The following is a 14,289-nucleotide window of genomic DNA, read 5'->3' on the forward strand; positions in this document are numbered from 1 at the left end:
CCGGAGCCATAACCTGAAATACCACGCCAGGAACCAAAGCTGTTGATGGCAGAGTTGTTCAGCACGTCAGCCACGGTTTTCTCACCGCTCATCTTAATGGCGGCAGCGTCGATAACGGTGACCGGGGATACGGTTTCCATATCCACTTGCTTGATGCGGGAGCCCGTTACTTCGATACGTTCTACTTTAGCGTTCTCTTCCCCGGCAACAGCACCATAAGCCAATGTCAGCGATGCTGCCGTCGATACCAATAAAGTGTGTCTGATTGCACGCGCAGCCAAAGATATTTGGGTCATATATGTCTCCCTGGAATTTATGATTAAAACTTATTAGTTAAATACGCTTATTATTTTTATTAATTGGGTGTTGCGACCCACGTGTAATATCCCAACCAACCAACTACAGCGTCAACATAATCAACCAAAAAATAAAGTCGCTGAAACCAATTGAAACAAACGTAAAATTTCAACGAGATCAACGCAAGACATTGTTTCAAACAGACTTTTAAATGCATCAGCAATCAGTATAGTTACATATAAATACATATGTTTTGCACGCTTTAACTGGCTGAAATTAAATTAACAATATCAATACAGATGTAAAAACATTATCCAGATGACACTAGATTAAATAAGAAGATATTTAATCAAATCTTATGAGAATTCCTTAAAAAGGACTTGCGACTTTAAAAGCTGAAATAGCGAAAAGAAACCAGGATAACAAGAAAAAACAGTCATGCCCTGTGGCTAAGCTATAAATACTGCCGCGGTGGAAAGACGACAGATTTCATGCTGTTTATTCTGCTTAAATGGGACTGAACGATTCAGGATGTGACCAACAGAAATTTTCAGGAACAAAAAAGGAGCCATCAGGCTCCTTTTTAATATCTCATTACCGAATTAACGAGTGCGTGCGCACAGCTCTTCGGCAGCGAAGAAGTAAGCAATTTCGCGCTCAGCAGAAGCCAGAGCGTCAGAACCGTGAACGGCGTTCTCGTCGATGCTGGCAGCGTAGTCAGCACGCAGAGTACCGCGGGCAGCTTGAGCTGGGTTGGTGGCACCCATGATTTCACGGTTAGCCAGAACAGCGTTCTCACCTTCCAGAACCTGAACCATGATAGGACCAGAAGTCATGAAAGATACCAGCGCGCCAAAGAAAGGACGCTCGCTGTGCTCAGCGTAGAAACCTTCAGCCTGCTCTTTGGTCAGGTGAACCATCTTGGCAGCGATGATTTTCAGGCCAGCAGATTCAAAACGGTTGTAGATAGCACCGATGTGGTTTTTAGCAACGGCATCAGGCTTGATGATAGAAAAAGTGCGTTCGATCGCCATAACTAGCTTCCTTTGATAAGCAAGTTGGAAAAATTCGCGCGGATTATAAGGGATTTCTTTCGTAAATCCTACTTTTATCACACACGCAAACCCCAGGCACTGTCATCTGATCACATTTAAATGGCCACAACGCAGCGCCCGGAAGTAAAAAGGCGAGTCGACTATTTGCGTCCCCTGGCCCACCACCAGGTGCCGGCTATGGCAACCAGTGCAATGGCAGGCAGTAAATCCATCAGATGGTGAAACAGCCCTACTCCACCATGACCTTCATGGGCCATAGCGGTGGCAGGAACCAGGAGCAGCAGGGGCAGTACAGATTTCATGGCGTTATCCTTATAAGCGTTCTGGCCGCCTTCTGGCAGCTATGAAACCAGCTTACGCTGACGAGCTGTGATTAACTTGATAACGATCAAAGTTCACATTCACCAACAAAGACTTAACCCAAAAATCGTGCAGAGATCACAAAAGCGTCTGTCAGCCCCGTGCACCCACCAGCTTAGGTTTTTTCAACACTGCTTTTTCAATATAGGTAATGATGGATGTGGCCACGTCCTTGCTGGTTGCACCTTCGATACCTTCAAGCCCGGGGGAAGAGTTCACCTCCATCACCAAAGGCCCGTGGTTGGAGCGCAGCAAATCCACACCGGCCACACTCAGCCCCATGGTTTTGGCGGCGCGTATGGCAATAGAGCGCTCTTCGGGGGAAAGTTTAACCAAAGTGGCGCTGCCTCCCCGGTGGAGGTTGGAACGAAACTCGCCGGGGGCCGCCTGACGCTTCATGGCTGCTATCACTTTATCGCCCAGCACAAAGCAGCGAATATCGGCGCCATTGGCCTCGCGTATATATTCCTGCACCATGATGTTGGCTTTAAGGCCCATGAAGGCCTCAATTACGCTCTCAGCGGCCTTGCGGGTCTCGGCCAGTACTACCCCTATACCCTGAGTGCCTTCGAGCAGCTTAATCACCAGAGGCGCGCCGCCGACCATCTCAATCAGGTCAGGAATATCAGACGGCTTATTGGCAAAACCCGTGATGGGCAGACCAATGCCACGGCGGGACATCAACTGCATCGAGCGCAACTTGTCACGGGAGCGGGTCACCGCCACCGATTCATTGAGGGTATAGACACCCATCATTTCGAACTGCCGAAGAACCGCACAACCATAAAACGTAATGGAGGAACCAATTCGCGGGATCACCGCATCAAACATCGGTAGCTCTTCGCCGGCAATATGAATGCTGGACGCTCGCATATTGATGTTCATATAACACTCTAAGGGATTGATAACCCTTACCTCATGGCCCCGCGCGTTGGCAGCTTCAACCAGACGACGGGTGGAATAAAGTTCAGGGCCCTGAGACAAAACGGCGATCCGCATGCATAACTCCGAAATGACAAAAACGAGCGCATCATACGCGCCTTGGGCATAAAAGCAATCGCGCCTGTAACGCAATGTAGTGAATGGGAATAACTATAACGAGCTGGGATAAAAAAAAGCCAGTCGAGTGACCGGCTTCTGCAGAAATAATCTCAGTTGAGGCGTTAGCCTTCACTTACCATGTTGATGGTGTATTTGGGGATATCCACCACCAAATCGCTATCGACAACCCTGGCCTGACAGGATAAACGGCTCTCAGGCTCCAGCCCCCATGCCTTATCCAGCATGTCGTCTTCCAGCTCGTCAGACGGCTCCAGCTCGTCAAAGCCTTCACGCACTACGACATGGCACGTCGTGCAGGCACAGGACTTTTCACAGGCGTGTTCGATATGAATTCCGTTTCTTAAGGCCACATCCAGAATGGACTCACCCACTTCGGCCTGAACCACTGCGCCATCGGGACACAGTTCTTCGTGGGGCAAAAATACGATTTGCGGCATGATGTTACCTATTTGATGTTTGGCTAAATAGTGTCGACCGACTGCCCCTTGAGGGCGGCACGGATGGAGTTGTCCATACGTCTGGCGGCAAACTCCTGAGTGTGACCGTCGAGACGTTCAATGGCTGCCTGAATGGCATCAGTATCTTCGCCGCCGGCCACAGTGGCAAGCTCAGCCATGGCGTCGGTGATGGTTTTGAGCTCGTCCTCAGACAAGAGAGCTTTATCTTTGGCCAGTGCCGAATGCAACGATTCCAGCACCCGGGCGGCCTCTACCTGCTGCTCGGCCAACATACGGCGGCTGATATCGTCCTTGGCATGCTTCATGGAGTCTTTAAGCATGGTGGCGATTTCTGTGTCCGACAGACCAAATGATGGCTTCACCTGAATGCTGGATTTCACCCCGGTGGATTTCTCCATCGCAGTGACGCTGAGCAAACCGTCGGCATCTACCTGGAAGGTAACCCGAATGTGGGCAGCGCCAGCGGCTAGCGGCGGAATGCCCTTCAGGGTAAAGCGTGCCAGTGAACGGCAATCCTGCACCAGTTCGCGCTCGCCCTGCACCACATGGAAGGCCATGGCAGTTTGACCATCCTTAAAGGTGGTAAATTCCTGGGCACGGGCCACGGGAATGGTGGTATTGCGGGACACGATTTTTTCAACCAGACCGCCCATGGTTTCGATACCCAGCGACAGCGGGATCACATCCAACAGCAGCAGATCAGATTCTGGCTTATTACCCACCAGAATATCGGCCTGAATAGCGGCACCAATGGCCACCACGCGGTCAGGGTCGATGCTGGTCAACGGGATTTTACCGAAGAATTTTTCCACTTCGCTGCGCACCAGAGGCACACGGGTCGAGCCGCCTACCATCACGGTTTCAAGCACTTCATCTGCATCGATGCCGGCATCACGCAGCGAGCGGCGGCAGGCGGCAATGGTCTTTTTAACCAGCGCAGAAATCAGGCCATCAAACGCCTCGCGGGATACCTCACAGGCGTACTCCTGGCCATTGATGCTTAAACGGGCTTCAGTGGCATCGGCGTCAGTCAGGGCTTCTTTCACCCGGCGCGCTTCAATCATCAGCTTACGGCCCAGCTCGCCGCTGTCACCATCGAGGCCCCACTGGGCTGCCAGATGGTTTGCCAGCAGGTGATCAAAGTCATCGCCGCCAAGGGCTGAATCACCGCCGGTGGCCAGCACTTCAAATACGCCGCGGCTTAAGCGCAAAATAGAGATATCAAAGGTGCCGCCGCCGAGGTCGTATACGGCAATCACCCCTTCCTGCCCCGAATCCAGGCCGTAGGCAATGGCGGCAGCAGTAGGCTCGTTCAGCAGACGCAATACCTTCACACCCAACAGCGAAGCCGCGTCCTTGGTGCCCTGACGCTGGGCGTCATCAAAGTAAGCAGGCACAGTGATCACCACGCCTTCGAGAGTACCACCAAGGGTCTCCTCGGCGCGGCTGATAAGCGGCCGTAAAATTTCAGCGGAAACCTGCACCGGGTTGAATACGCCCTGGGCAGTATTGAACAATGGCAGGCCATTGTCGCTGGCAGAAAACTGGTAAGGAAAGCGCTGGCTGCCGGATTGGATATCGGCAAGGCTTCGGCCCATAAAGCGCTTCACAGACACTATTGTATTGACAGGATCGATAGCACTGAACGCCTCGGCAGCCTGCCCCACTTCAATGCCATCCTGGCCGAAACGCACGATGGACGGCAGCGAGTGACGGCCTTCGGCATCCGCCAGAGTACTGGCTTCACCACTGCGAACGGCGGCCACCAAGGAATTGGTGGTGCCAAGGTCGATGCCAACGGCGAGTTTATGCTGGTGAGGCGCGGCGCTCTGGCCGGGCTCGGCGATTTGCAATAAGGCCATAGGTTTCCAACTTAACTTGCAATGGCGGCCAGGGCCGCCACGGGGTAATGAGAATTGTCAGTCCAGCAGGGCATCTTCAGCCCGCTCGAGTTCCTGATGCAATTTTGCCATAAACTTGAGCTTGCGTACCTGATCTGCCGCAGCTTGCCAGTCATCCTGATTGTCGCTGATAAGCAAAGGCTTGAGCCTGGCTGTCACCTGCTGCTGAAACTCGCCGAAGGACTGGTACAGGGCTTCAATCTCGCTGTGGGGATCGCTGGCATGGGCAATGTCTTCCAGTGCCTCGCGCCACTCCATCTGCTGCATCAAAAAGCCAGTGTCACGCACAGTCTGGGTTTCGTGGCGAATGTCCACACCCTTTAAGGTCAACATGTGCTCGGCGCGCAGTATCGGGTCTTTCAGGGTCTGGAAGCCGTCGTTGACCATAGCGGTCCGGCTCACGGCAAGCAGCTTTTCCTGCTCACTGGCGGCAGCAAATTTGTCGGGATGCACAGCGCGCTGGAGCTCGCGGTATTTTTCCGCAAGCTCGGCGCTATTCAATTCGAAGGTGACGGGAAAATCAAACAGCTTGAAGTAATTCATAAAACCGGATCAGACGGTGAAGCTCTCGCCGCAACCGCACTCCCCTTTGGCGTTGGGGTTGTTGAACTTGAAGCCCTCGTTGAGGCCTTCTTTGACGAAATCGAGCTCAATACCCGCAAGGTAGATAAAGCTCTTGGCGTCGATGATGATGTTCACGCCATCAATCTCGTAAACTTCATCATCGTCGTTCACATCGTCCACAAACTCCAGCACGTAGGCCATACCCGAGCAGCCGGAGGTTTTAAGTCCGAGACGCAGACCAACGCCTTTTCCCCTGTTGGCCAGGAAGGCTTTAACCCGCTCATTGGCTGCTGGTGTCATAGAAATCGCCATACGAACTCCGAATTACTTGGCTTGCTTGTGCTTGTACTCTTCCAGGGCGGCCTTGATGGCGTCCTCTGCCAGAATGGAGCAGTGGATTTTCACCGGTGGCAGAGCCAGCTCTTCGGCGATGTCCGTATTCTTGATGGCAGCGGCTTCTTCGATGCTTTTGCCTTTTACCCACTCAGTAACCAGTGAGCTGGAAGCAATGGCGCTACCACAGCCGTAAGTTTTGAACTTGGCGTCTTCAATAATGCCTGAGTCGTTGATCTTCAGCTGCAGCTTCATCACGTCACCACAGGCAGGCGCGCCTACCATGCCGGTTACTACGCTGGGATCGTTTTTGTCGAAAGAGCCCACATTGCGTGGATTCTCATAATGATCAATTACTTTTTCACTGTAAGCCATGATTACTGCTCCAAATCTCTCAAACCACTATCAGTGGTGAACCCAATCAACCTTGGTCAGGTCTACGCCGTCTTTAAACATCTCCCACAGAGGAGACATTTCCCGCAGCTTGCCGATAGAGTTACGGATAATGTCGATGGCATAGTCCACTTCTTCTTCGGAGGTGAAACGACCGATAGAGAAACGAATGGAGCTGTGTGCCATCTCGTCGCTCAGACCCAGGGCACGCAACACGTAGCTGGGCTCAAGGCTGGCGGAGGTACAGGCCGAACCGGACGATACCGCCAGGTCTTTCAGGGCCATCATCAAAGATTCGCCTTCAACGAAGTTAAAGCTCACGTTAAGATTGCCGCAATAACGCTGCTCAAAGTCACCATTTACGTAAGTTTCTTCGATGTCTTTAATGCCGTTCCACAGGCGGTCACGCAGTGCGTGGATACGGGCGTTATCGGCTTCCATATCAGCCTTGGCGATGGCAGCAGCCTCACCCAGACCTACGATTTGATGGGTTGCCAGGGTGCCACTGCGCATTCCGCGCTCATGGCCACCACCGTGCATCTGGGACTCCAGACGGATACGTGGCTTACGGCGCACATACAATGCACCAATACCCTTGGGGCCATACATCTTGTGGCCGGAGATGGACATCAGGTCCACCTTGGTTTTCTGTACATCGATTGGCAGCTTGCCAGCGCTTTGAGCGGCATCGACGTGGAATATGATGCCCTTGCTACGACACAGCTCGCCAATGGCGTCGATGTCATGCACTACGCCAATTTCGTTGTTCACGTGCATCAGGGTCAGCAGAATGGTGTCATCGCGCATGGCCGCTTCCAGGCGCTCCATTGGGATGATGCCATTTTCCGCTGGCTCAAGGTAAGTCACCTCAAAACCTTCCCGCTCAAGCTGACGGCAGGTATCGAGCACGGCTTTGTGTTCGGTCTTGCTGGTGATGATGTGCTTGCCTTTCTTGTGATAGAAGTGGGCAACACCCTTGATAGCCAGGTTGTCTGACTCGGTCGCGCCTGAGGTAAACACAATCTCGCGATGGTCGGCGTTGATCAGCTCGGCCACCTGGGCACGGGCAATGTCTACCGCCTCTTCGGCTTGCCAGCCATAGCGATGAGAACGGGAAGCCGGGTTACCGAAGACACCGTCCATGGTCATGAACTGCATCATCTTCTGCGCAACTCGCGGATCTACCGGGGTCGTGGCGGCGTAGTCAAAATAGATAGGAAGCTTCATCACACACTCCGTACTTCGCAGTCTCATCAGAGGCTACTTACAACGTACATACTTTATTTTTATCGATGCGCAGGACTCAAGCAGAAGCCCTGTGCCCTTTCTGAATCTCATCCTGCTGCAAAGAGATGTACTGAACATCCCGCTTGTTCATCAAGGCTGCGAGGCTGATACCGTTTAAAAAGTCTGAAATCTGTTTACTGAGATCGCCCCACAATGAGTGGGTCAGGCAGCGATGACCGCCCTGGCAATTACCAGCACCCTGGCAGCGGGTAGCGTCAACCGACTCATCCACAGCATGTACAACCATGCCCACGGAAATACCTTCGGCTTCGAGTCCCAGGCGATAACCGCCACCGGGGCCACGAACACTGGCCACCAGACCGTGCTTGCGCAATTTGGCGAAAAGCTGTTCGAGGTAGGATAACGAAATGCCCTGGCGCTCTGAGATGTCGGCCAGCGGCACAGGCCCTTGGGCTGAGTGAATAGCCACGTCCAGCATGGCTGTGACTGCATAGCGGCCTTTCGATGTCAGTTTCATAACTACCATAGCTCCCGTCTGAATCTGGGAACATTTGAACATATCCGAGTAATTCAGTCAAGTATAAGTCCTACTGATTTACTCAGGTACTATCTTAACGTGAATCGACAATACCCCCTCGTTCAGCTGGGGTATTTAACCTTTTTTTAGGGTGAGTTTCAATGTAAAAAGGCCGATTTCACGGCCTTAGTTTTCAGATTATGGGATCAAACTCATCTAAAACTTTCTGGCGCTTTTCTGCTGCTGCCGCTTCTGCCTCGCTGAATTCACCCACATCCAGCTCAGGTAGCTTGTCGGTACAAACATTTCCGCCGAGGCGTTGCAGCTCCTGGCAAAGGTCCTGCACTTTAGAATCCATCAAATGCATATGATCGAGCATCTGGCCAATTGCATTGGCGACAGGATCCGGATTATCCGGCGCCACAGCGTAGGCATCGAAGCCATATTTCTTGGCCATGGCCGAGCGCCGCTCAGAGGTTTCCTTTGACTGACTGGATGGCTGAGCCACTGCGCGACCGGGGATCCCCACCACTGTGGTATGCTCAGGCACATCTTTTACCACCACCGAGTTGGAGCCCACACGACTGCCCTCTTTCATGGTGATGGGTCCGAGGATTTTGGCACCGGCACCCACAACCACATTGTTTTCAAGGGTCGGGTGACGCTTACCCGCGTTCCAGGTAGTACCGCCCAGTGTCACACCATGGTAAAGGGTGCAATCATCGCCAATTTCAGCAGTTTCACCAATCACAATGCCCATGCCGTGGTCGATAAAGAAGCGGCGGCCAATGGTGGCGCCCGGGTGAATTTCTACCCCGGTAAGCCAGCGCGAGAAGGTCGACAAACATCGGGCCAGAAAACGCCAATCCCGCTTCCACAGTTTGTGGCTTATCCGGTGCAACCAAATGGCGTGCATGCCCGGATAGTTCAGCAGGATCTCAATGGCGCTGCGTGCTGCAGGATCCCGGTGATAAATGGAGTTGATGTCTTCTTTGAGCCTGGATATCACACCCATGTCGTTTCCCTAATGTTGCTGCCAAGACGCTATTACTTTTTGCCGCTTACTGCTTTTTCGATAGAGCTCAAGATACCGCGCAGGATATTCATTTCATGACTTTCGATGCGCGCACGGGTAAACAGCCTGCGCAGTTTGGTCATCACCTGCCCCGGATGGTTTTTGATAATAAACCCAGTACCGAGCAAGGTTCTTTCGAGGTGCTCAAAGAAACGCTCATTTTCTTCGGCGAAGGGATATTCGGCGACCTCAGTCGGCGCTTCTTGCTGCGTTAAATGAGCGATACGGGTTTCGTAGCAGATTATCTGCACCGCCTGCGCCAGGTTCAGCGACATATACTCGGGGTTGGCGGGAATGAACACATGGTAATTACAGGCCTGCAACTCTTCGTTGTTGAGACCATGGTTTTCACGTCCGAACACAATGGCAACCGAGCTGTCCACCGCTTCGGCGGCCAGCTTGGTGCCCGCCTGACGGGGGTCGAGCATAGGCCAGTCAAGGGTACGGCTGCGGGCCGAAGTACCAATCACCAACGAGCAGTCTTTAATGGCTTCGGCCAGAGAGTCCACTATGGTGACATCTTTTAAAATATCGCAGGCACCGGCAGCCAAAGCCACCGATTGGCCATCCACTTCGCAGCGGGGCTCTGCCAAATAAAGATTTGATAACCCCATGGTTTTCATGGCTCTTGCCACTGAGCCAATATTACCGGGATGAGAGGTGCCCACCAGGACAACACGGATATTACTGAGCATGAAACGACTTAATTTAGTTCACAAATTCCAAGCAAAGCAGTCTACCACAGGGGCGGGTAAAACCTTATATGAAAATCTGTAATTGATATAACTGGCGAATGAGGTATAATGCGCGCCGCTCATTTTTCGTTCTTTAACATCCAGGGGATTGCAATGCATCCGATGCTGACCATTGCCGTGCGCGCTGCCCGCGCTGCAGGCCAAACTATTATGCGTGCCTATACTGATCTCGACCGTGTTGAGGTAAGTACCAAAGGTATCAATGACTTTGTCACCAGCGTAGACAAAGAAGCAGAAGCAGCTATCGTTTACCAGATCCGCAAGTCATACCCCGACCACACCATCGTTGGTGAGGAGCAGGGCGAAAACCGCGGCACCAACAAAGATTATATCTGGATTGTTGATCCACTGGATGGCACCACCAACTTTATGCGTGGTATCCCTCACTTTGCCGTTTCCATCGCCCTGCAATACAAAGGCAAGACTGAAGTTGCCGTGGTTTACGATCCTGTTCGTGACGAGCTGTTCAGCGCCGTACGTGGTCAGGGTGCCAAAGTAAACGACTTCCGTATCCGTGTAAGCAACGCCCAGGAACTGGGCGGCGCCATTATCGCCACTGGTTTCCCTTTTAAAGCCCGTCAGCACACCCAAACCTACATGGCCGTTCTGAATGAAGTATTCGGTCTGTGTGGCGATCTGCGCCGCGCCGGTGCTGCCTCTCTGGATCTGGCCTACGTTGCTGCCGGTCGTATGGATGGTTACTTTGAACTGGGTCTCAAGCCATGGGACATTGCTGCCGGTGACCTCATCTGCCGTGAAGCCGGTGGCACTGTGACCGACTTTACCGGCGGTCATAACTATCTGGTATCGGGTAACATCGTTGCTGGTACGCCCAAAGCCACCACGGCATTGGTCAAGACCTTGCGCCCATTGCTGAACGAAGCTCTCAAGCGCTGATAGCCTCGATTTGCAGCAAAAAACACGAACCGCCTCACGGCGGTTTTTGTTTTTGTGCGCCACATCAATTTACATGCATTATTTACGCACCTTATAATAACCAACAAAATTACTCAGGTTTAGGTGCGCCATGCTCAATATAGATGATCCCCGTGTAACTCAGACGACCCCCGCTATTTTGCGCCTGGGGTTCAGACCTTTTTTCCTGCTGGGCTCGCTGGCAAGCCTCGCCGGTATTTCTGTTTGGGTGTTAGCCCTCTCTGGTGCATTTCACTTTACACCCCATGGCAGTGGTCTATGGTGGCATGGTCATGAAATGCTGTTCGGGTTTGTTGTTGCCATTATCGCTGGTTTCCTGTTAACCGCCGTTCAAAACTGGACCGGTGTGCCCGGACTCAGCGGCAAACCTCTGCTGGCACTCGTAGTATTATGGCTTGCCCCTCGATTACTTCTGCCATTGACCTCAGTCCCCCTGGAACTGGTCATGGCGCTCGATTTGGCGTTCCTGCCCGTCACCGCCATTGCCCTTGGCACCAGTGTGGTCAGGGTAAAGCAATGGCGTAATCTTGTTTTCGTTCCCATTCTACTGCTGCTGGCCAGTTGCAACGCTCTTTCTTATTTTGCACTGCTTAAAGGCAATCCGGTCCTGGCTCAAAAAGCGCTCCATGGTGGTGCCTTGGCAATCATAGTCATAGTGGCGCTGCTCGGTGGCCGGGTAATTCCTTTTTTTAGCGAACGCGCCAGTGCATATCAGCGCAAACCAAATCTCTGGTACCTGGATGCAGGCTCTTTTGCTTCACTTCTGGCGCTACTGATAGCTATCGTCTTTTCTGTCGATACCATGGTACGGCCAATGGCCGGTTTGGCAGCGGTAATTATTTTGCTGCGCTGGCATCGCTGGGGTTGGATGCAAAGCTTCGGAGTCCCCCTTCTGTGGTCACTCCACTTAAGCTATGTGTTTATCCCTGTCGGCCTGTTATTGATAGCTCTGGGCCTACCCTTTTCAGCCGGTTTTCACGCCATGGCAGCCGGTGGTATGGGCGGAATGATCCTGGCAATGATGGCCCGTGTATCACTGGGGCACACAGGGCGCACGCTAACGCCACCAAAGCCAATGGTATTTGGCTTTGGCATTATGATTTTTGCGGTGGTTATGCGTGTACTTGCAGGGCTTATCGGTGAGTTTTACTTCACGCTTATTGGCCTGTCGGCTCTGGCTTGGGTGTTGGCCTTCGGGATATTCATCATGTTTTACGGCCCAATGCTGTTAAAACCACGAGCGGATGGTCGCCCCGGTTAGCAAACGATTGCAACCCAGTTTCGATCAGTTACAGCCTTTGTGACGCCTGTCACGCGGGTTTCACAAGCTTTCAGAGCAAACACTGATACCATTCCCCTTAAATATTGTAGGGAGACTGGAATGAATCTGTATCGCCAATATGGCTCGAAGCTGCTGAAACTGACTGAAAATTTGGTATTGCTTATCATTGCCATAGCCACTGTTGCAGCTATCGGTCAGGAGATCTCCCATATTATTAATATGGGAAAGGTGCAACTTGCTGATTTACTGTTGCTGTTCATTTATCTTGAGGTGCTGGCCATGGTCGCCAACTATGCTGAGTCTGGCAAATTGCCGGTGCGCATGCCCCTGTATATAGCAATAGTTGCATTGGCCCGTTATTTGATTTTGGACATGAAGAGCATGGACGACTGGCGCATTTTGGCAATCTCCCTCTCCACTGTTGTACTGGCGGGGACGGTTATTGTCATTCGCTGGGGTCAATTGAAGATGCCCTACCCTAAAAATCAGGAATATGACAATTGATCTTTCCCTTCCTGTTAAGCCGGCAATTGCCGGCTTTTTTTTATTCCGTTTTTGTTCAGCATTGGTATTCTCTATCAAAAGCAATTATGCTGATTTTTAAGCGCTTGTTACGTGCCAGAGGAGACGGCAGCAATGGATGACAATCCAAAAGATTACGAAGAAAAACGCAGATCACTCAGAGTCGACATGGAAGCAGAACGCGTTTCGCTCCGCTGGACCGATAAGGATGGCCAGGAACGCTGCGAAGATGGTATTTGTGTGGATCTGTCCCGACGGGGTGTATTGATTGAATATCGGCAGCCATTTGTTCTGGGCGAATTGTTGGAAGTCACCTTTAACCCCGGTACAGACAAAGAAAACAGGGTTCAAGGTCAGGTTTGCCGCTGCTCTGAGTGCAACGGACAAAGCTATCATATAGCTATGCAGTTGATTTAAACGTCACTTTTTTATTGTTCTTGAGATGCTGTTCTATACTTGTGATTAAAGCTTGGGTTAATCGGAGCACAATTTATGATTTTGCTGGTTGGTGGGGAAAAAGGTGGCAGCGGCAAAAGCTGCCTCGCGCAAAACATTGCGGTACATATAACCCAAAAGTTTGATGCTAATGTGTTGATGGTCGATTGCGATCCGCAGCGAACCACCTCTGATTGGATACAGGCACGGAACAACGATCCCAGCCTGCCTCAAATTAATTGCATCCAGCTTTACGGCAAGATCCGTAACGACCTCCTGAGTCTCAATGAAAGATTCGACTACGTTATTGTAGATTGCGGTGGGCAGGATAACCTCGCCATGCGTGCTGCCATGTCAGTTGCTACATATGTTGTAGTTCCGCTGCGCCCCAAGCGCCGTGACTTGAAAACCCTGCCTCACATGGAGGATATGCTCAGCACCTGTAAAATGGTTAACCCCAAGATGGTAGCCACCGTTGTGTTAACGCAATGTCCATCCTTGCCAACACAGGGCAAACGTATTTTGGAGGCCAAGGAAGTTGTCACCTCATTTGGCTTAAGAGTACTGGACTCGGTTACCTTCAGCCGGAATATATACGACGACAGTGAAGAAAAAGGCTCATCGGTCATCGAGATAGAACCCGATGGCAAAGCTGCCGAAGAAATCCGCGCGATTGCGGATGAACTTTTAGCCATACCGCCAGAAAATTGTTATGAGCTTAACTGATCTCAAGCGTAAGAAGCCAAAGCTGGATCGTGACAAGATTTCAGTGGAAGACTTTATTGAAGACGCCAATAACTATGCTTTCGGTCGCCCGACCATGATAGATGAAGAAGGGCGTAAACTGAGAGTGAAACTCGGCCTCGACAAGTCAACCACCAAGGTATACAGGCACGCCACCTTCAGCCTTACGACCAAGTCCATAGATCAACTTGATGACCTTGCCAAACAAACTGGTATAGCAAAGTCCAAGTTACTGCGGATTTTAATCAAAGAGTTCCACGATAAAAGCACAGGCGAGCAGCATCATATTTTGCTTCGCGGCGAAGAAGACAACTAACCAAAGGTCAGAAGTCTGATTTAGCCTTGCTGTATG

General features: G+C 51.6%; 18 protein-coding genes and 1 pseudogene. 6 read left to right on the forward strand and 13 right to left on the reverse strand.

The genetic code is table 11. From position 1 onward, the window contains the following. The 13 genes and pseudogenes from ABYK60_RS03855 to trmJ all read right to left on the reverse strand — a co-directional run. Window positions 1-296 (reverse strand): annotated as a pseudogene (locus tag ABYK60_RS03855) (TonB-dependent receptor); the annotation flags it as partial. A gap of 603 nt (window positions 297-899) precedes the next feature. Further along, on the reverse strand, window positions 900-1,331 hold the full coding sequence (gene ndk / locus ABYK60_RS03860; RefSeq protein ID WP_372870614.1) for a nucleoside-diphosphate kinase: 432 nt from the start codon (window positions 1,329-1,331) through the stop codon (window positions 900-902). Between the two features lie 161 nt (window positions 1,332-1,492). Further along, a complete protein-coding gene (locus ABYK60_RS03865; RefSeq protein WP_372870615.1) occupies window positions 1,493-1,654 on the reverse strand; it encodes a hypothetical protein in 162 nt (53 codons plus the stop codon). A 151-nt stretch (window positions 1,655-1,805) separates the two neighbouring features. After that, window positions 1,806-2,711, reverse strand: coding sequence for a 30S ribosomal protein S6--L-glutamate ligase (gene rimK / locus ABYK60_RS03870; RefSeq protein WP_372870616.1), 906 nt, complete (start codon window positions 2,709-2,711; stop codon window positions 1,806-1,808). Window positions 2,712-2,875: 164 nt separating this feature from the next. Then, the gene (fdx, locus tag ABYK60_RS03875; protein ID WP_372870617.1) at window positions 2,876-3,211 is read right to left on the reverse strand and encodes an ISC system 2Fe-2S type ferredoxin; all 336 of its coding nucleotides are present in this window, start codon (window positions 3,209-3,211) and stop codon (window positions 2,876-2,878) included. Window positions 3,212-3,234: 23 nt separating this feature from the next. Further along, a complete protein-coding gene (gene hscA / locus ABYK60_RS03880; protein WP_372870618.1) occupies window positions 3,235-5,094 on the reverse strand; it encodes a Fe-S protein assembly chaperone HscA in 1,860 nt (619 codons plus the stop codon). A gap of 57 nt (window positions 5,095-5,151) precedes the next feature. Next, window positions 5,152-5,676: a co-chaperone HscB gene (hscB, locus tag ABYK60_RS03885; RefSeq protein WP_372870619.1), complete on the reverse strand. Its 525-nt coding sequence runs from the start codon at window positions 5,674-5,676 to the stop codon at window positions 5,152-5,154. Between the two features lie 9 nt (window positions 5,677-5,685). Next, window positions 5,686-6,009, reverse strand: coding sequence for an iron-sulfur cluster assembly protein IscA (iscA, locus tag ABYK60_RS03890; protein ID WP_126166415.1), 324 nt, complete (start codon window positions 6,007-6,009; stop codon window positions 5,686-5,688). Window positions 6,010-6,021: 12 nt separating this feature from the next. After that, window positions 6,022-6,405: a Fe-S cluster assembly scaffold IscU gene (gene iscU / locus ABYK60_RS03895; protein ID WP_126166414.1), complete on the reverse strand. Its 384-nt coding sequence runs from the start codon at window positions 6,403-6,405 to the stop codon at window positions 6,022-6,024. Window positions 6,406-6,435: 30 nt separating this feature from the next. Then, window positions 6,436-7,650: an IscS subfamily cysteine desulfurase gene (locus ABYK60_RS03900; RefSeq protein ID WP_372870620.1), complete on the reverse strand. Its 1,215-nt coding sequence runs from the start codon at window positions 7,648-7,650 to the stop codon at window positions 6,436-6,438. Window positions 7,651-7,726: 76 nt separating this feature from the next. Continuing rightward, window positions 7,727-8,188 (reverse strand): Fe-S cluster assembly transcriptional regulator IscR, encoded by a 462-nt coding sequence (iscR, locus tag ABYK60_RS03905; protein ID WP_372870621.1) that lies wholly within the window; start codon window positions 8,186-8,188, stop codon window positions 7,727-7,729. 193 nt (window positions 8,189-8,381) lie between these two features. Beyond that, a complete protein-coding gene (gene cysE / locus ABYK60_RS03910) occupies window positions 8,382-9,203 on the reverse strand; it encodes a serine O-acetyltransferase (protein WP_372870622.1) in 822 nt (273 codons plus the stop codon). Window positions 9,204-9,235: 32 nt separating this feature from the next. Then, a complete protein-coding gene (gene trmJ, locus ABYK60_RS03915; protein ID WP_372870623.1) occupies window positions 9,236-9,958 on the reverse strand; it encodes a tRNA (cytosine(32)/uridine(32)-2'-O)-methyltransferase TrmJ in 723 nt (240 codons plus the stop codon). A gap of 153 nt (window positions 9,959-10,111) precedes the next feature. On the opposite strand from trmJ, the gene suhB reads away from it, so the two are divergent. The 6 genes from suhB to ABYK60_RS03945 all read left to right on the forward strand — a co-directional run bounded on the left by suhB (window position 10,112) and on the right by ABYK60_RS03945 (window position 14,253). Next, window positions 10,112-10,915: an inositol-1-monophosphatase gene (gene suhB / locus ABYK60_RS03920; protein WP_372870688.1), complete on the forward strand. Its 804-nt coding sequence runs from the start codon at window positions 10,112-10,114 to the stop codon at window positions 10,913-10,915. 130 nt (window positions 10,916-11,045) lie between these two features. Next, window positions 11,046-12,215, forward strand: a complete 1,170-nt coding sequence (locus ABYK60_RS03925; protein ID WP_372870624.1) for an NnrS family protein — start codon at window positions 11,046-11,048, stop codon at window positions 12,213-12,215. Between the two features lie 120 nt (window positions 12,216-12,335). Beyond that, window positions 12,336-12,740: a phosphate-starvation-inducible protein PsiE gene (locus tag ABYK60_RS03930; protein WP_372870625.1), complete on the forward strand. Its 405-nt coding sequence runs from the start codon at window positions 12,336-12,338 to the stop codon at window positions 12,738-12,740. Window positions 12,741-12,872: 132 nt separating this feature from the next. Then, window positions 12,873-13,175, forward strand: coding sequence for a PilZ domain-containing protein (locus ABYK60_RS03935; RefSeq protein ID WP_372870626.1), 303 nt, complete (start codon window positions 12,873-12,875; stop codon window positions 13,173-13,175). 75 nt (window positions 13,176-13,250) lie between these two features. Then, complete coding sequence (locus ABYK60_RS03940) at window positions 13,251-13,919, forward strand: AAA family ATPase (protein WP_372870627.1); 669 nt, start codon at window positions 13,251-13,253, stop codon at window positions 13,917-13,919. After that, complete coding sequence (locus ABYK60_RS03945) at window positions 13,906-14,253, forward strand: ribbon-helix-helix domain-containing protein (protein WP_372870628.1); 348 nt, start codon at window positions 13,906-13,908, stop codon at window positions 14,251-14,253. Before ABYK60_RS03940 ends, ABYK60_RS03945 begins: the two co-directional genes overlap by 14 nt. Window positions 14,254-14,289 lie beyond the last annotated feature (36 nt).

Origin of the sequence: Shewanella sp., assembly GCF_041630135.1 — a bacterium.
Classification (GTDB): domain Bacteria; phylum Pseudomonadota; class Gammaproteobacteria; order Enterobacterales; family Shewanellaceae; genus Shewanella.